This is a genomic window from Streptomyces carminius (assembly GCF_002794255.1).
Classification (GTDB): Bacteria; Actinomycetota; Actinomycetes; order Streptomycetales; family Streptomycetaceae; genus Streptomyces; species Streptomyces carminius.
Genome location: NZ_PGGW01000022.1, coordinates 52,619 through 68,931, shown reverse-complemented (window position 1 = coordinate 68,931; position 16,313 = coordinate 52,619). Strand labels below are relative to the sequence as shown.

Here is a 16,313-nt window from a genome sequence, read left to right as displayed (position 1 = left end):
CTCTCAGAGCTTGATCTCGATGTCGACGCCGGCCGGCAGGTCCAGGCGCATCAGCGAGTCAACGGTCTTGGGCGTCGGGTCGAGGATGTCGATCAGGCGCTTGTGGGTGCGCATCTCGAAGTGCTCGCGCGAGTCCTTGTACTTGTGCGGCGACTTGATGACGCAGTACACGTTCTTCTCTGTGGGCAGCGGCACCGGGCCCGCGACCGACGCACCAGTGCGGGTCACCGTCTCGACGATCTTCTTCGCCGAGTTGTCGATGACCTCGTGGTCGTAGGCCTTGAGCCGGATGCGGATCTTCTGTCCCGCCATGGCTACTTCGTAGTCCTGTCTCTCGTCACGCTCCGGGACCCGGTGGTCCCCTTCCCTCTCCGACCCACGCGGTCGGGCGTGTCGCGTCCCTGCTGACATGGATATCCCCTGGAGGATTTCCCTGTTACGGGTGACGCGGTACGCAAAGACCGCGGACCGGGGAGTACGTCCCACCGGGCGCCTGGTCGGCACCCCGCTGACACTTCCCGGAAGATTCCCGTACTTCCGCCCCTGACGAGGGGCGACGAATACGCTGGGACTCGCTTCCGGTCCTCCCGGCGGGAGGCGCGCAGCATCGGCGCTCAACCGAGCAACTTGGACAGTGTGCCACATGGCCCAGGCGGGCCGCCAATCGCGACCTATCACGTTACCCCGCGCGAGGACGCCCGAACCGCCCGCCGCGACCGGGCGGGACACCCCGCCCCCTCTCCGCACCGTGAGTCACCCGAGTGTCACCCACGGCCATGTCCGGTGGTGGCCGAAAGCGCCCGCCGGCGACGGCGCCGGGACGTTTTCCCCGGGCGCCGGCTCCCCCGGTCATGGCAGAGTTATGGGTCGCATACCGAACTCATGTGCTGACGGGGGGAGTTGGGCCGTGGGGTATGTGCTGCCCGAGGGCGCGGACGCGATGCTCGACATCATCGGCGTGGGCTGGCCCAACGTCGACGAGGACGACTACCGCGACATGGCGACCGAACTGCGGAACTTCGCCGACGACGTGGACGACGACGCCCAGACCGCGCACAAGGGCGTGGAGCGGCTGCTCGCCGCCGGGCAGAGCGAGGCCCTGGACGCCCTCTCCCGCTACTGGGACAAGGTCAAGGGCAGCCATCTGAAGGACCTCGCGGACGCGGCGCGGGTCTTCGCCACCGCGCTGGACGCCGCGGCCGACGTGATCGCGGGCCGCAAGGCGGTGGCGGTCGGCGAGCTGGTCGCCCTGGCCGCCTCCATCGGCATCGGGCTGGCCGCCGCCCCCTTCACCGCCGGTCTGTCGGCGCTGCTGAGCGCGGGCGCGATCCAGGCCTGCCGGATCGCGGTGAAGCGGGCCCTGAAGGAGGCCGCCGACCTCGCGGTGGAGGAGATCATCGCCGCGCTGTCCGAACCGGCGGTGGCGGCCCTGGAGAACATGGCCGCCGAGCTGGTGGTGCAGCTGGCGGCGAACGGGCTCGGCGTCCAGGACGGCGTCGACATGGACCGGGTCGGGAACGCCGGCCAGGAGGGCCTGCGGGAGGGCGGTCTGAACCTGGCCTCCGCCGACGGCGGCCCGCCACGGCTCGGCGGGCTGCTCGGCACGCTCGACATCGACCACGACGAGCACGACCGCGCCGCCCTCAAGCTCAACGGCGTCAGCACCTCGATGCGCGGCCGCACCTCGGCACGGCTGGGCACCGCGCGGAGCCACCAGGGCCGCACCCGCGGCAAGGACGAGCTGGCCGACCTGGTCAACGAGGTCGCCGACCGGGGCATGACCGCCCTGGAGAAGGCCACCAAGCAGCTCGGCGACCACCTGGGCGGCGCCCTCCCCAAGGGCGTGCGCAACATCTCCGACTCCCACCGGTCCAACGAGCGGGCCACCCGCGACCGCTTCGACCGGATCGGCGTCGCCGACGCCCCCGGCGGCGGCCGCCGCCCCGGCCCGTTCGGCTCCCCCGGACCGCGCGGCGGCGGGAGTCCCAACCCGCGCACCCGCCCCGACTCGCTGCGCACCGTGAAGACGGACCCGCGCACCAACGGCATCCCGCTGGAGAGGAAGACCTGCCTCAACGACCCCGTCGACGTCGCCACCGGCGAGATGGTGCTGGCCCAGACCGACGTCACGCTGCCGGGCGTACTGCCGCTGGTGCTGCGCCGCACCCATCTGTCGAACTACCGCTGGGGCCACTGGTTCGGCCGGTCCTGGGCCTCCACGCTGGACGAGCGGCTGCACGTCGACGCCGACGGCACGGTGGTCTGGGCCCGCGAGGACGGCTCACTGCTGACCTATCCGGGCGTGCCGGAGGCGGGCGGGGAGCCGGTGTGGCCGCTGGAGGGGCCGCGGCTGCCGCTGGCCCGTACCGCCGGCGTCCCCGGCACCGCCTTCGCCGTCACCGATCCCCGCACCGGCCTCACCAGGTACTTCGCCGAGGCCGAACTGCCCCAGAGCCTCTTCGACGCCCCGGCGCTGTGCTGGCTGGCCGCTCTGGAGGACCGCAACGGCAACCGCGTGGACCTCGTCCGCGACCCCGAGAACGTCCCCGCCGCGGTGATTCACTCCGGCGGCTACCAGGTGGAGGTCACCACCGCACGGCTGGAGGGGGACGGCCCGGTGCGGGTGACCGGCCTGGCCCTGCACACCCCCGGGGCGCCGGACGCCCCGGTGCCGCTGGTGACCTACGGCTTCGACGCCGCCGGGAACCTGGACGCCGTCGTCAACTCCTCCGGGCGGGCACTGCGCTTCGGCTACGGCGACGGCGACCGCGACGACACCGCCCGCGTCACCTCCTGGACCGACCGCAACGGCTCCGTCTTCCGCTACGTCCACGACGACGCCGGGCGCGTGGTGCGCACGATCGGCCCCGAGGGCTTCCTGTCCGCCACCTTCGAGTACGACCTGCCCGCCCCCACCGGCACGGGCGACCGGGCCACCCGCTACACCGACTCCACCGGCGCCGCCACCGTCCTGGAGCTCAACGGGCTGCGCCAGGTCGTCGCGCGGACCGACGCGGCCGGCCACACCGTCCGCCAGACCTGGGACCGCCGGGACAACCCGCTGACCCGCACCGACGAGCTCGGCCGCACCACGGCCTGGACGTACGACGCGGCCAGCAACCTCACCGAGGTCACGCTCCCCGACGGCACCACCGCCACGGCCCGCTACGACGACCTCAACCTGCCGGTGGAGATCACCGGCCCGGACGGCCTGTCCTGGCGCCAGACGTTCGACGAGCGCGGCAACCGCACCTCCGTCACCGCGCCGGACGGCACGGCCACCGCCTTCGCGTACGACGACCGGGGCGCGGCGGTGGCCGTCACCGGCCCGGACGGCGCGGCCCAGCACCTGACGAACGACGCCGCCGGACTGCCGCTGACGGTGACCGACGCGGCCGGCCACACCGCCGCCGTCGTCCGGGACGCCTTCGGCCGGCCCGTCGCCGTGACCGATCCCCTGGGCGCGACCACCCGCCTGGAGTGGACGACCGAAGGACACCCGGCCCGCCGCACCGCACCGGACGGCAGCACCGAGTACTGGACCTGGGACGGCGAGGGCAACTGCACCTCCCACACCGATCCGAACGGCGGGGTCACCCGCTTCGAGTACACCCACTTCGACAAGCTCGCCGCCCGCACCGGCCCGGACGGGGCGCGCCACGAGTTCCGCTACGATCCCGAGCTGCGCCTGGCCCAGGTCACCAATCCCCAGGGTCTGACCTGGGACTACACCTACGACGCCGTCGGCCGTCTGACCGCCGAGACGGACTTCGACGGCCGCACCGTCACCTACGCCTACGACGCGGCCGATCGCCCGGCGGCCCGCACCACCCCGCTCGGACACGAGATCCGCTACACCTACGACGTCCTGGACCGGCCCGTCGCCAAGGAGGTGGCCGGAGCCCGCACCGAATACGCCTACGACGCCTCCGGCCACCTGATACGCGCCGCCTCCCAGGACTGCGTCCTGACCGTAGAGCGCGACGTGCTCGGCCGCGTCCTGGCCGAGACGGCCGACGGCCGCACCGTCCGCTACACCTACGACGTCCTCGGCCGCCGCACCTCCCGCACCACCCCCGCCGGCGCGGTCACCGAGCTGGCCTACGACCGGGCCGGCAACCGCACCGCGCTGACCGCCTCCGGCCACACCCTCGCCTTCGCGCACGACGCGCTCGGCCGTGAGCTGGAACGCTCCTTCGGCGCCGCCGGCCGGCCCGTCACCCTGGCCACCGCCCTCGACGAGCTCGGCCGCCCCACCGGGCAGACCCTGGCCGCGCAGGGCCGCACCCTGCGCTCACGCGGCTACACGTACCGCCCCGACGGCCACCTCACCTCGATCACCGACCGCCTCACCGGCACCACCCGCGAGTTCACCCTCGACGCGGCCGGCCGGCCGCTCGCCGTCACCGCCGAGGGCTGGAGCGAGACCTACGCCTACGACGCGGCGGGCAACCAGACCACCGCCGACTGGCCCGCCGGCGCCCCGCACCCCGAGGCCCGCGGCCCGCGCGCCTACGAGGGCACCCGGCTGCTGAGCGCCGGGCGCGTCCGCTACACGTACGACGCCGCCGGGCGCACCGTCCTGCGGCAGCGCACCCGGCTGTCGCGCAAGCCCGAGACCTGGCGCTACGAGTGGGACGCCGAGGACCGCCTGGTCTCGGCCACCACCCCGGACGGCACGCGCTGGCGCTACCGCTACGACCCGCTGGGCCGCCGTACCGCCAAGCAACGGCTGGCCGCGGACGGCACGGTCGCCGAGGAGATCCGCTTCACCTGGGACGGCGCCCGGCTGGCGGAGGAGACCAACAGCGCCACCCACACCGTCCTGACCTGGGACCACGACGGCCACCGTCCGCTGGCCCAGACCGAACGCCTCCTCGACCCCGACGACCGGGACGAGGTCGACCGCCGCTTCTTCGCCATCGTCACCGACCTGGTCGGCACCCCCACTGAACTCGTCGACGAGACAGGCGAGATCGCCTGGCACACCCGCACCACCCTGTGGGGCACCACCACCTGGAACCGCGACGCCACGGCGTACACGCCGCTGCGCTTCCCCGGCCAGTACGCCGACCCCGAGACGGGCCTGCACTACAACCACTTCCGTCACTACGACCCCGACACCGGCCGCTACACCACCCCCGACCCCCTCGGCCTGACCCCGTCCCCCAACCCGGTCACCTACCCCCACAACCCCCACACCTGGACCGACGTGCTCGGTCTGTCCCCCTGTACACCCGGAACCGAGGACGACGCACGCCTCGCTCTGGCTCGCGCGGAGGAGTTGCAGTCACTCCGGAACGACTACTTCATGGCGGACGCCAAGGGGACAACCGCCGTCATCGGTGTATTCAACTCGGAGACCAAGGAGTACACGACAAGAATCGGAATCAACGGGGGCGGCCCCATGCCCGAGGGCTGGGAGCTACGACCGGGGGAGGAATTCGTGCAGGCCCCCGGCCACGCGGAAGAAGGAATTCTCGGCTCTCTTGCCAAGAACGAGCATGCGGTGTTCGGAGCGGCTTCACGTAACTTCTGCCTCGACAGGTGCCTCCCGCTGATAGACGCCCGCGGTATAGAGTTGGGCGGCGTAGGAATACGCGGACACAAGCCGCAGAACTCTCCTTACACACTCTTCTGGGCAGAGAGGGAATAGCTTCGCCATGGCGCGCAACAGTGAGGCGTACCGCATCCTGCAGACCGCGGACCATCTGGAACTCGTGGCCTTCTGCGCTGCGTGTGCCGAACGCGGCAGCGGTATCCACAGAGTGTTGGGAGCCCCGGAGGCAACCGCCCTGCTCGACGAGGCGCTGTCCCTCGGCTGGCACGCCGCGACCGGCGAAACCGACGAGGATGCGATCGCCGGGCTTCTCGAAGAGGTGGAGGAACTGCTGGCGCCGGAGGAGGACGAAGACGATGAGGACGACACCGAGGGCCCGGAGTTCTACGCCACTCAGTCACTGATGCTCGCCGTCAACACCCTCTCCGTCGCCATGAACCGGGACCTGAAGCGGGCGGAACTGTCCGGGCACACCATGGAAACCCTTCTGAACAGCTTCGACTTCATCCTCCGCGGGGAGCGGGCGGTCATCACCGGAGCCGGGGAGCCCTCACCGACCGGAGACCTCCAGCGGCTGGAGCAGGAGGAGCAGCTGCGATTCCTCTCCTCTTACGTGGACGGGACGGGGCGCCTCCTCAGCGGCACGACCGCAGAGGAGCTGCGGGATTCATGCTCCGCGGCCCGCGAGCAGATCGCACAGGCGGTTGAGTCGGTGGCCGAGCGCAAGGGCTGGGAGGTCTCTCCGGAATAACACCGGCGAGACGGGCATCACCACCTGAAGCACCGAGGAGACGGCTCACCGCCATATGTCCCGCATCCGGCTTCGACGGACGGCCCGGCGCAGGCCGCAACTCGGCGGGCGAGCCCCTGCCTCCCGGGCCGCAAAATGAAAGCCACCCTCCGGGACGACGGCGCGGGGCGCGCGAGAGGTCTCCCCCTCGTGCCGTCTTCCGCCGGATCCCGGCATGCCCGGTGCCGGACCTGCCGACCACCACCGTCCCGGCTGGGGAAACGCCACTACTCTCTTTCCAGAGTGGGTTGTTCGCCCACTCCAGCGGACCCTTGTGAGCGTCTCCACACGCCACCATGTCCCGTGCCCGCCAGGAGCCGGGCCCGGGACATGGTCGCTCACGGTCAGCGGCCGGCGGTGTACGCCACAAAGCCGGCCCACGCCCCCGGCGTGAACGCGAGCTTCGGGCCCCGCACGTCCTTGGAGTCACGGACGTGGATGGTGCCAGGTATGGCGGCGACCTCGACGCAGTCGTTGTTGTCGCTGCCGCTGTAGCTGCTCTTGACCCACTCCATCGCGGAACCGTCTCCGGCAGAGGGCTTGAGCGTCATGTCATCTCTCCCAGCAGTGTCTTGATGAAGGCCGTCGACTCTCGTGGGCTGAGGGCCTGGGCCCGGATGATCCCATACCGCAGCTCAAGGACATGGACCTCATCAGGACTGGACACCAGGTGGGTGGTGAGCTGGGTCTCCGAGTACCCGACCGTCTTGCCGCCCTTGAGCTTCAGCAACTGGAGCTGCCCTCCCATCCCGGCGTGGTCCTCCCGGTCGAACGTCATCACCTGGATGTCGACGTGCCGCAACTGTCCGACCTCCAGCAGGTGTTCGAGCTGGCGGCGCAGCACCATTCTGCCTCCGAGCATGCGCCTGAGCGTCGCCTCTTCCAGGACAAAGGACAGCGTGGGGGTGGGCTTCCGGGTGAAGATCTCCTGGCGAGCCAGACGAGCATCCACGTGTCGTTCGAGGTCGTCCTCGGACAGCGCGGGCCGCCGCATGTCGAACAGTGCCCGCGCGTACTCCACGGTCTGCAACAGACCGTGGATGTTGTGGTTGCAGTAGGCGCCCAGCTCAACCGCCTCTGCCTCCAGCTTGGCCAGGTCGCGGACCTTCTTCGGGTAGCGGGCCCGGGTCACGTCCTTCTTCATCGCCGCGAGCTTGCCGCCCGCGCTCAGCACCTTGTCGGACTTCTCCAGGAACTCCGGGTGCGCCAGCCGCTTCCCCCGCTCCACCGACGAGACCATGCTCAGGCTGTAACCGATGGCGACGCCCAGCTCCGCCTGCGTCAGATCCGTCGACTCCCGCCACACCTTCACCTGACGCCCGGCCGCCTCCGCGATCGGCCAGTACTCGTCGTCCGGATCCGTCTCCCACCGGGCATCGTCCGCACCGTCGGTCGTGTGCTCCGCGCGCTTCGCACCGTCGCCGTTCGCGCTCATGCGTAAATCAGCCTCCCGCGTGTCGTGTGCTCTTGCCCAACGGCACCCGCTTCCGGGCTGTCACGCCGTACAGGCCGCACAGACACCGGCCCTGATTCGACAACCGCCCCTGCGCCCGCGAGCCGCCACCGACCAGATTAGGCACGCAAAAGCCGTACTTCATGGCAGATAACAGGAAATCACCCGAACAGTAAATTCCACTTCTACCGCCCGAGTTCACGGCACTGCTCCTCCCGCCCCGGATGCCTCCGACAGGCCCGGCCGCTGTGGACCACGAGCAGACCCGCGAAGCGACGGGGTTCTCGGCGAGCAGCCGGTCCACCTCATCGGCGGAGAGGGCGACGAACCGCTCGGCGCCGGACCGACAGGCGGCGCGGCCGGACGAAACCTCGTCGGCGGCCTCTTACAGGGCGGCCTTGCCGGTCCTAGGACGAAACGGGCTCGGCGGCCCCGCAGGAGGCCGCCGAGCCCGTCTTCCGGTCCGCTCCACATCCGGGGTGTGGAACCGCCCCCTCTCGGCAGGGCCGAGTCAGATCAGAGGCACGCTCACGAATAGTTCCAGCGCTGTCCGTCACCGCGGACCTTGCAGTAGACGATCCGGCCGTTGGCGTCGTGTGTCCGCATGCCGACGTGCCTGTTGGCACAGAACTGGCCGGCCCGGTAGCAGTTGCCCGCCGGGGAAGTCAGCTCGCACTGGCCGTTCCACTCGGCGGAACCGCCCGCGCCGCCGGTGGAGCCGCCGGAACCGCTGTCCCGCTGCGAGGAGGACGGCGGGGGCGGCGGAGTGTAGCTGGGATCGTTCTCCTTGTCCTGGTAGGTGCCCTTCTTCGACGGGCACAAGCCGCCCTCGACCAGGGTCAGCGTCGCCTCGGCACCGGGCTTGACGTCCGCGCCGGCCTTGAGTGACTGGAAGCAGACCGTGTACCCGTCCGCGTCACCTTCCACCTCGGCCTGAACCAAGGACACGTCCTTGTACGCCGAGTCGGCGCTGATCCTTCCTTCGTCCAGACCCGACTTGGTCAGCGCCTTGACGGCCTCGGCGTAGGTCTTCCCGGTGACACCGGGGGCCTTGGGCCACGCGAGCGGGCCACCGTCCTTCTTCGGGCAGAGGGCGCCTTCCTCGACGGCTCCGTAGTCGACGGTGCCATATCCGATGCCCTCGAAACACACCTTCCAGTTCTCGGAAGGCTCGGCGCCGCCCTTGTTGGCGCCGTGGACGGAGACGGTGTACCCAGCGCCCTCGGCGGCCTCCCGGGCGTCCTTGAGGGTCACTCCCTTCTGGGAGGAGATCCGCTCCGGCTTCGCCGTCACGGTGGCGGTCGCAGTGACGGTCTCCGCCGGCTCCGCCCCGGCACCGCTGCCCGAGCAGGCCCCGAGCAGGAAGACGCCGAGTATCCCGAGGGTGGCGAACCTCCCGCGGATCGCGGCACGGCCGCCCGTCCACTCTCCCCCACCCGAACGCTTCCCGGCCGTCGGCTGCCCGTGCGCCCGCCGTCTGCGCGATATGTCACCCTCGGCCTGTATGTCAGTCATCCCGCCCCCCTGGCAGTGCTGTTCGTGCGGCGCACCCTAACCGAACGCGACCCCTCGGTGCCGGACAGTTCACGAAACGCTGGTCTGCCTCGGCGACCACCGGGCTCGCATGCCGGGCACAGCGGGACCGGCCGGGCCGTCGCGAGGCGGCGTTGGCGTACCGGTTCCGCTGTTCGCAGGGCTCAACAGCCAGGACAGCGCGGCAAGGCAATCAGCACTGGCGGCTTCGCCCGCCACCGTGCGGCTGGGCGACTCGACTCCGGCTCTCGCCGAACGGAATCGGCGGGCGGGTGAAAGCACCTCAATCCGGGAGCAGTCTCTTAATTTTCCCTGTCCACGGGAAAGCGAGATCCTCGGTTCACCGGATCCGCCTTGACCGGAGAGACCGCTCTCTTCGGACTGCGAAGGACCCTCATGACCTCGTAGGTCAGCTCCACGAGCCTTTCGTCTCCGACGGCAAGGCTCTCAGTCGTCGCCGTACGCACCTTCTCCGTGAACTCATCCGGCAGGCGCAGATGGTATCTGAGGAGATAGAAACCGAGGTCCCCTCGCCAGATCCATTCACCGTCGGTGTAGACGGACCCGCCGCCCAGAACGGTCTCTCTCGATCCGAGGACGTCTTCGGTGACGCCCATGGAGGCGAAGATCTCGTGCCCCCACCTCAGATAGCTGGCCGACTCCTCCTCCAGAGGCCCGGGGCGTCGTCGAGGAAGTCCCGGGTCGACCCGTCAGGGGTCCCCGTTCCCACCGGCCAGAACTCCTCATAGAAACCAAGGATGCCAGCCAAGCTCATTCTCCTCAGAAGTTGTCCCACCGCAGGCGGCACGAGTGGTCGGCCGACTGCTGGCCATCCCGCGTTACGGTGATGCCAGAAATCCCCACCCCGAAAAGAGAGACGGCAGGGCTGTCCCTCAGGCTCCGCTGTAGTTCTTGACAACACCCACCAAATCCACGAGCCACTGACGCAACTCGACACCACTCGGCGGGTAGACGTGCATACCCAGAGCCTCCGTCGCCTCCTCAAGCGTCTCATCGGTCTCGGCTGTTCGCATCAGCTCCAGCAGTTCTTCAACAGCACGGCGGCGTTCTTCGACCGACGCGTTTGCCATATAGTCGTCGACGGCTTCTCGGTGAGAGGGGTACTCATGGAACATATCCTGGTGAAAGTACCCCCCCAACAGGCCAGCCAGCTCGGGGAAGCGCTCCCGCCATTCCCATGGTCTCTGCGGGACCATCTCAGGCGGCCTCAGCTCCCCCTCCAAGAAGGCCGTCAAGTGTCCGCGAATTATCCGAAAGCTCTCCTCGACATTTCTTCCATCCGTGGGACGCACACGAGGCAGCAGGTCAACCTCGTCTTCGATTTCAGGCGAGAACAGACCAACGGTGAGCAGGTCCTCGATCTGCCGGAGCGCTTCCCCAGCACGTTCCGGGCTTCGGAGGGCTACCCGTAGATAGGACTCCAGCGCAGGCCCTGGCTCCTCGGGGGTGTCGGTGAAAACATAGTCGAATTCAGTGTAAGCAGCGAGGAGTTCCTGGACTTCCGAGAACCGGAAACCCGGAACCGCAGAATATTCCGCCATTCATTACTCCGAATCGTTACGGGGAGGGGTACGACGTCAGGACTCGGTACCCGACATCACTCGTTGGATCCTTTTTAAGGACCACCACGACACCATGCGTCTCTTTGGGAGGATACCCTCTCAGGTAGTCCTCCCGGGTAAGAACGAGCCCCGTCACATCATCAAATCTCGCCGAGAAATCCGGCCTTGAGTTCTTCTCACTCCTCAGCCATACGTCAATCTTCTTCTGGTTGCGCGCCAGTACCTCGTCCGCAAAGCGCTGTGCAGAAGCCTCGTCGAGGAAGCGCGAGTCCGCCTTGATCCCTGGCTCTGCTCGCAGCCGGGCACGCATGTCTCGAGTCGTCTTCTCTACATGGCGACTGAGCGTGTGCGAGTTGTTCCTTCCCTCGTCTCCTTTCAGGTCGGCCCGGTACTGCTGCTTGACCCGTCCCTTGCGGCTGGAGCGGGGCCAGGCATTCGAGTCCCCCTGCCTGAGCAGCGGCTGTCCGGAAGGGCCGACGGGGGCGGTGACACCGGGCATCGCCGGGCGCAGGCCGCCGAAGCCGGGGGCGAACACGAAGTTGTCGATGGCGCTGCGGAAGCCGCCCGCGTCGTGGAGGCCCCGGACGCCGCTGCCCGCCGCGCCGAAGGTGCCGCCGAAGAGGGTGCCGTACATCCCGGCTTCGCGGGCCTGGGCGAGGTTGAGGCCGTCCTGGAGGCCGGCGTGGATGCGCATGGGCTGGGCGACGGCGAGGTCGACGGCGACGGTCTCGATGCCGCCGAAGGCGGCGCCGACCAGGGTGGTGGCCGCGATCCGGGCGGCGGTGGTGGAGACCGCCACGCCCAGCGAGGCAGCGGTCTGTGTGATGGTCGCGGCGGTGGCCGCCGCCGCGCCCGAGGCCACTCCGGCGGTGGCCACAGCCAGCCCGATCCCGGCGACGATGACCGCCGCCGAGATCGCGATCTGGGTGTCGATCTCGTCCTTGACACCCTCGATCTCGTCGGCGAAGTCCTCCAGCGCCTTGGCCAGGTCGCGGGCGGCCTGCTCCATGTCGTTCAGCCAGCCCCGGCCGCCGTCGCAGTAGCGGTGCCAGAAGACCTCGAAGGCGTCGATGGCCTCGCCGTCGTTGTTGGCGATCAGGGCGGTGGCCCTGCCGTTGGTGGCCTGCCGCACGTCCGCCACGGCGTCGGCGAAGTCCCGCCAGGCACCGGCGGCGTCCCGCAGCTTGCCCTCGTCGGCGTCGGGCCACCACATGCCCACCGACTCGACCAGCCACTCCTTGGCCTCCTCGAACGCCCCCATCAGCGCCCGCCCCCGCCCGGCCCCTCACCGGGCGGGAACGGACCGTAGGGCTGCGGCGGCAACGGGCCGTAAGGAGCGGGGTCGTTCCCGGACGGCGACGGGGCGAAGGGGCCGTAGGGGTCGGGCGCCTTGGTGAACATGCCCTCGATGGCGGCTTCGTTGTCCACGTGCCCGTCGGCCATGTCGTTCATCGACTGGTGGATGCCGGCCAGCCCCGCCACCAGGATGCCCGCCGCCCGCTCGACGCTCTCGCGGTGCGGGGCGTAGGCGTCCCCGAAGGTGCGCCCCTGCTCGTCCCCGCCCCACGGGGCGCCCAGCGCGTCCAGCCGCTCCTTCAGGGTGGCGGCGGCCCGGCGTAACTTCTCGCTCTGTGTGTCGAACGTCGGCGCGGACGCCTTCAGATCCGCCGCCGAGATGTTCAGTACCTTGCCGTTGTCACCCACAAGGGCCTCCCCCAGCACGGAAGTTGACGGTCGGAGCGACGCCAGCGGAGGCCGCCGACACCACCCGCCGGAACCGGACAGCGCACCGGCACCCCGGCCATGCGGCTTGACCAGTACCCGCCGCGACACCAGCCCCGCTGCGGGTGGCGGCACGTCATCCGGGGCAGGTACACAGGCGCTCGAGGAGAATCAGGAACGATTCGGAAGGTTGGAGCGCCATGGGCGATCTCGCACGGGTGGGTATGGTCGGGCTCGGTGTCATCGCGAAGACGCATCTGGAGGTCCTCGCCCACCAGCCGCGGGTCTCCCTGGAGTTCACCGCCGACCCCCACCGTCCCGAACCGCCCGTCTTCCGCGGCGCCAGGCCGCCCCACTACGGCAGCCTCGCCGCCGCCCTCGGCGAGCACCGGCCGGACCTCATCGTGCTCGCCACCCCCACGGACACCCACGCCGACCTGGTCGTCCAGGCACTCGAACGGTCCCCGGCACGGGTGCTGGCCGAGAAGCCCCTCGTCCATGACCTCGCCTCCCTCGCCCGGCTGCGCTCCCTGGACGAGAAGGCCGATGTGCGGGGCCGGGTGTTCACCGCCCACCACTTCGCCTTCTCGCCCGAGGTGCGCTGGGCCGCCGAGCAGCTCGCCGAGCATCCGGAGTGGGGTCCGGTCACGGGCATCACCTCGGCCTTCTACGACCCGTACGTCCTCCTGCGCGAGAAGGCGTCCGCCTCCTACCTGTCCAGTTGGACGGACTCCGGGGTGAACCAGCTCAGTACGCTCGCCCGCTTCGTCGAGCCCACCGCGCTCACCTCCGCCCGGCAGCTCGACGACGGCGCGAGCGCCTGGTGCGTCTGCGAGTACCGCTCACGCGGCACCGTGGGCACGGCCCGGCTGCGCACCAGCTGGCTGACGGGTTCCAGCAGCAAGGAGACCGCCCTGGTCTTCGGTGAGGCCGGGGTGGAGGTCTGGATCGACCACACCGCCATGACCGGCTTCGCCGCCCGGGGCGGCGAGCTGCTGGCCACCTACGGCAACGACGGCCGGACGCCCAGGAAGGTGGCGCACTACCGGCCGCTCTACGAGAGCCTGCTGTCCGGCTCACCCGACCCCGTGCTGAGCTTCGACACCGCCGCCGCCCTCACCGAACTGCACCACGCCGCGCCCCCGCCCGGCACCGGTCGCTGACGCCCGGCCCGGCGGCTCCTGCTGCCGCACAGGCATGCACCAGCCGGGGCGGCGGAAGGGACAGGACGCTCCTGCCCGGGTGATCGGGCTGGCCCGCACGGGTACGGAACCGACACGCTGAGTGACGTGAACCCAGAGACCACTCGAACCGGAAACCCCGCACCGGCCCGCGAGTTCACCGTGCTGCTCTCCCCCACCCGCCGGGGCGCCCGGCTGGCGCGGCTGCTCACCGCCACGCAGCTCGCCTACTGGGGGCTGCCGTCCGAGACGGCCATGCAGCTCGTCGCCGAGCTGGCGGGCAACGCCGTCCTGCACGGGCGCGTCCTCGGCCGGGACTTCCGGCTGTGGCTGTGCGTACGCGGCGAGAACGGCGAGGACGGCGGCACGCTCCGGATCGAGGTGACCGACGCCCGCGGCGACCGCCGCCCGGCCCCGCCGCCGCACCCGGTGCCCGCCGACGCGGAGTCGGGGCGCGGACTGCTGCTCGTCGAGGCCCTGGCCGACCGCTGGGGAGTCGAGCCCGGGCCGGCGGCCCGCAAGACGGTCTGGGCCGAGCTCCGCCTGCCCGCCTGAGCTGGTCCCCTCGGCCCGAGGTGACGCACGGACCGAGGGCGCCGACGCGCCTCAGGCCGCGGAGGGGTGCCTGGGCGGCGCCGCTCCACCGGGCGGGCCGTCATGTGGAGCGAAGACGAACGCCGAGCTGTCGCCGTCCAGGCTGGATCGGACAGCGGCACCGGGCCGCGGCGGGACGCGTTCCGGTGGGGGAAGTCGCGGCGAGGCACGGCGTCAGAAGCTTTCAAGGACCCGGGGGAGAACCTCACCCAACCCAACCCTGTCTGCCGTCCGTCACCCGCACGGGTGATCGGGGTCGGCAGGGCTGGACTCTGAGGCGGTCGGGCGGAATAGGCTCACCGCGGAGCGCAGCACCTGCGCCACCGAACGTCGCCACAACCGCAGACATGCGACGGCCCCCGGCGGGACTGCCATCCCGGTCGAGGGCCTGACCACCCAGGAAGACAGGACCTTCCCGATGGCTGACCCGCAGCTTAGCGCGCCCTCGCGCGCCCCGTCCGCCGTTCCGCGCGGCGGCGTCGTCCACGTCACCGCCCGGCACACCGAGCGCTTCACCGTCGTCGGCAACCACCTCGCCCAGCACCGCGAACTGTCCCTGACCGCGATCGGGCTCGCCGTCCACATCCAGTCGCTCCCCGCCGGGGCGCGGGTGGACATCCGGACGCTGGCCGCCCGCTTCCCCGAGGGCGAGACCCGCGTCGCCGCCGCCCTGCGGGAGCTGGAGGCGCACGGCTACCTGGAGCGCAGGCGGGAGCGGCTGCCGAGCGGACGGATCGTCACCCGGACCGTGTCGTACGGCAATCCGGGCGCGGCGCATACGGCGCGGCCCCCGCGCCCTCCCCGTACCGCCGAGCCCGCACCGCCGCCACTCGCGCCCCGGGCCGTACCGCCGGTCCCGGCCCCGCCGTCACCGCCGTCACCGCCACTGCCCGAGCCGGACGCCCCGGAACACCCGGTCCGCCACCGCACCGCCGTCGCGCTCCTGGCCGGGCTGCGGCGCGACGACACCCGGCTGCTGCTCTCCGAGCGGGACGTACGCCGCCTCGCCCCGGCCGTCACCGCCTGGCTGGAGCGCGGCGCCGCGCCCGACGCCGTACGCCGCACCCTGACCGCCGGTCTCCCCGCCGAGCCACTGCGGCACCCGGCGGCGCTGCTCGCCCACCGCCTCACCGCACTGCTGCCGCCCCCGCTCCCGGCCGCATCACCCGCCGAGGTCCCGCCACCACGCCCCCGCCCCGTACCGCTCCAGAACTGCGACGGCTGCGACCGCGCCTTCCGCTCCCCCGACCCCGGCCGCTGCCGCGACTGCCGCACGGAACAGGCCGTCCCTCCCTCGCCCCTGGCGGCATGAGAAGCACGACCACTCCATTCACTTATTGCGAATAATTCGAATGCTGCGGATAATGAAAGGGCGTCGGTGAAGGCCCCGACTGATGCACAGCTCACCGCCACACGCCGCCACAGGGGAGCCACACATGAGCAAGACAGACATCCGCCCCGTCCGTCTGCCGCCAGAGGAGACGGAAACAGCCGACCGCGCCCTGACCCGGATCCGCGGCTACCTGGAGAGGCACCACGACACCCCGAAGATCGCCGTCACAGTCGAGGGGGAGGAGGCCGGGCCACTCACACTGCCGCGGGAAGCAGTCGAGCTACTGGCCACCATGCTGGCCCACCTGGCCGCCGGCCGCAGCGTCTCCATCGTCCCGCAGAACGCGGAGCTCACCACCCAGCAAGCAGCCGACCTGCTCAACGTCTCCCGCCCTTTCCTCATCGGACTGCTGCAAGCAGGGGAGATCGAATACCGCAAGGTCGGCAAACACCGGAGGATCCCGGCGGCCTCGCTGCTGGAGTACAAGCGGCGGGACGACGAACGCCGTCGCCAGGCGGCGGAAGAGCTGACCGAACTGGGCCAGGAGATGGGACTGATCTGAAG

General features: G+C 70.6%; 14 protein-coding genes. 6 read left to right on the top strand and 8 right to left on the bottom strand.

Annotation, left to right across the window (positions count from 1 at the left end; translation table 11 throughout):
- Positions 1-3: 3 nt before the first annotated feature.
- Positions 4-312, bottom strand: coding sequence for a 30S ribosomal protein S10 (rpsJ, locus tag CUT44_RS08265; protein WP_016473429.1), 309 nt, complete (start codon positions 310-312; stop codon positions 4-6).
- Between the two features lie 595 nt (positions 313-907).
- Between rpsJ and CUT44_RS08260 the strand changes: the two genes are divergently transcribed.
- Together CUT44_RS08260 and CUT44_RS08255 are read left to right on the top strand one after the other, a co-directional pair.
- Entirely contained in the window at positions 908-5,656 is a 4,749-nt protein-coding gene (locus CUT44_RS08260; protein WP_100201528.1) for a DUF6531 domain-containing protein, read from the top strand.
- Positions 5,657-5,663: 7 nt separating this feature from the next.
- Positions 5,664-6,311 (top strand): hypothetical protein, encoded by a 648-nt coding sequence (locus tag CUT44_RS08255; RefSeq protein ID WP_100201527.1) that lies wholly within the window; start codon positions 5,664-5,666, stop codon positions 6,309-6,311.
- Positions 6,312-6,694: 383 nt separating this feature from the next.
- On the opposite strand, the gene CUT44_RS08250 is transcribed toward CUT44_RS08255, so the two are convergent.
- From CUT44_RS08250 to CUT44_RS08220, 7 genes are all read right to left on the bottom strand, one after another.
- The gene (locus CUT44_RS08250) at positions 6,695-6,901 is read right to left on the bottom strand and encodes a DUF397 domain-containing protein (protein ID WP_100201526.1); all 207 of its coding nucleotides are present in this window, start codon (positions 6,899-6,901) and stop codon (positions 6,695-6,697) included.
- Positions 6,898-7,785, bottom strand: coding sequence for a helix-turn-helix domain-containing protein (locus CUT44_RS08245; RefSeq protein ID WP_100201525.1), 888 nt, complete (start codon positions 7,783-7,785; stop codon positions 6,898-6,900). The genes CUT44_RS08250 and CUT44_RS08245 overlap by 4 nt, the downstream gene beginning before the upstream one ends.
- Before the next feature lie 546 nt (positions 7,786-8,331).
- On the bottom strand, positions 8,332-9,318 hold the full coding sequence (locus CUT44_RS08240) for a PASTA domain-containing protein (protein ID WP_100201524.1): 987 nt from the start codon (positions 9,316-9,318) through the stop codon (positions 8,332-8,334).
- A gap of 320 nt (positions 9,319-9,638) precedes the next feature.
- Positions 9,639-9,953, bottom strand: a complete 315-nt coding sequence (locus CUT44_RS08235) for a hypothetical protein (RefSeq protein ID WP_100201523.1) — start codon at positions 9,951-9,953, stop codon at positions 9,639-9,641.
- A 276-nt stretch (positions 9,954-10,229) separates the two neighbouring features.
- Positions 10,230-10,898, bottom strand: a complete 669-nt coding sequence (locus CUT44_RS08230; protein WP_100201522.1) for a contact-dependent growth inhibition system immunity protein — start codon at positions 10,896-10,898, stop codon at positions 10,230-10,232.
- A gap of 16 nt (positions 10,899-10,914) precedes the next feature.
- Positions 10,915-12,180 (bottom strand): RNase A-like domain-containing protein, encoded by a 1,266-nt coding sequence (locus tag CUT44_RS08225; protein WP_100201521.1) that lies wholly within the window; start codon positions 12,178-12,180, stop codon positions 10,915-10,917.
- Positions 12,180-12,623, bottom strand: coding sequence for a WXG100 family type VII secretion target (locus tag CUT44_RS08220; protein WP_332888257.1), 444 nt, complete (start codon positions 12,621-12,623; stop codon positions 12,180-12,182). The genes CUT44_RS08225 and CUT44_RS08220 overlap by 1 nt, the downstream gene beginning before the upstream one ends.
- 218 nt (positions 12,624-12,841) lie before the next feature.
- Between CUT44_RS08220 and CUT44_RS08215 the strand changes: the two genes are divergently transcribed.
- The 4 genes from CUT44_RS08215 (at position 12,842) to CUT44_RS08200 (ending at position 16,311) form a co-directional block, all read left to right on the top strand.
- A complete protein-coding gene (locus tag CUT44_RS08215; protein ID WP_100201520.1) occupies positions 12,842-13,804 on the top strand; it encodes a Gfo/Idh/MocA family protein in 963 nt (320 codons plus the stop codon).
- Positions 13,805-13,930: 126 nt separating this feature from the next.
- Positions 13,931-14,377: an ATP-binding protein gene (locus CUT44_RS08210; RefSeq protein WP_100201519.1), complete on the top strand. Its 447-nt coding sequence runs from the start codon at positions 13,931-13,933 to the stop codon at positions 14,375-14,377.
- 457 nt (positions 14,378-14,834) lie between these two features.
- Positions 14,835-15,728, top strand: a complete 894-nt coding sequence (locus CUT44_RS08205) for a helix-turn-helix domain-containing protein (RefSeq protein WP_100201518.1) — start codon at positions 14,835-14,837, stop codon at positions 15,726-15,728.
- 124 nt (positions 15,729-15,852) lie between these two features.
- Positions 15,853-16,311 carry a helix-turn-helix domain-containing protein gene (locus tag CUT44_RS08200; protein WP_100201517.1) on the top strand — a complete coding sequence of 153 codons (459 nt, stop codon included), beginning with the start codon at positions 15,853-15,855 and terminating at the stop codon, positions 16,309-16,311.
- The last annotated feature ends 2 nt before the right edge of the window (positions 16,312-16,313 follow it).

Coding starts and splice junctions, on each gene's coding strand:
- rpsJ (WP_016473429.1), bottom strand. CDS start 312: ATGGCGGGACAGAAGATCCGCATCCGGCTCAAGGCCTACGACCACGAG.
- CUT44_RS08255 (WP_100201527.1), top strand. CDS start 5,664: ATGGCGCGCAACAGTGAGGCGTACCGCATCCTGCAGACCGCGGACCAT.
- CUT44_RS08250 (WP_100201526.1), bottom strand. CDS start 6,901: ATGACGCTCAAGCCCTCTGCCGGAGACGGTTCCGCGATGGAGTGGGTC.
- CUT44_RS08245 (WP_100201525.1), bottom strand. CDS start 7,785: ATGAGCGCGAACGGCGACGGTGCGAAGCGCGCGGAGCACACGACCGAC.
- CUT44_RS08240 (WP_100201524.1), bottom strand. CDS start 9,318: ATGACTGACATACAGGCCGAGGGTGACATATCGCGCAGACGGCGGGCG.
- CUT44_RS08235 (WP_100201523.1), bottom strand. CDS start 9,953: ATGGGCGTCACCGAAGACGTCCTCGGATCGAGAGAGACCGTTCTGGGC.
- CUT44_RS08230 (WP_100201522.1), bottom strand. CDS start 10,898: ATGGCGGAATATTCTGCGGTTCCGGGTTTCCGGTTCTCGGAAGTCCAG.
- CUT44_RS08225 (WP_100201521.1), bottom strand. CDS start 12,180: ATGGGGGCGTTCGAGGAGGCCAAGGAGTGGCTGGTCGAGTCGGTGGGC.
- CUT44_RS08215 (WP_100201520.1), top strand. CDS start 12,842: ATGGGCGATCTCGCACGGGTGGGTATGGTCGGGCTCGGTGTCATCGCG.
- CUT44_RS08205 (WP_100201518.1), top strand. CDS start 14,835: ATGGCTGACCCGCAGCTTAGCGCGCCCTCGCGCGCCCCGTCCGCCGTT.
- CUT44_RS08200 (WP_100201517.1), top strand. CDS start 15,853: ATGAGCAAGACAGACATCCGCCCCGTCCGTCTGCCGCCAGAGGAGACG.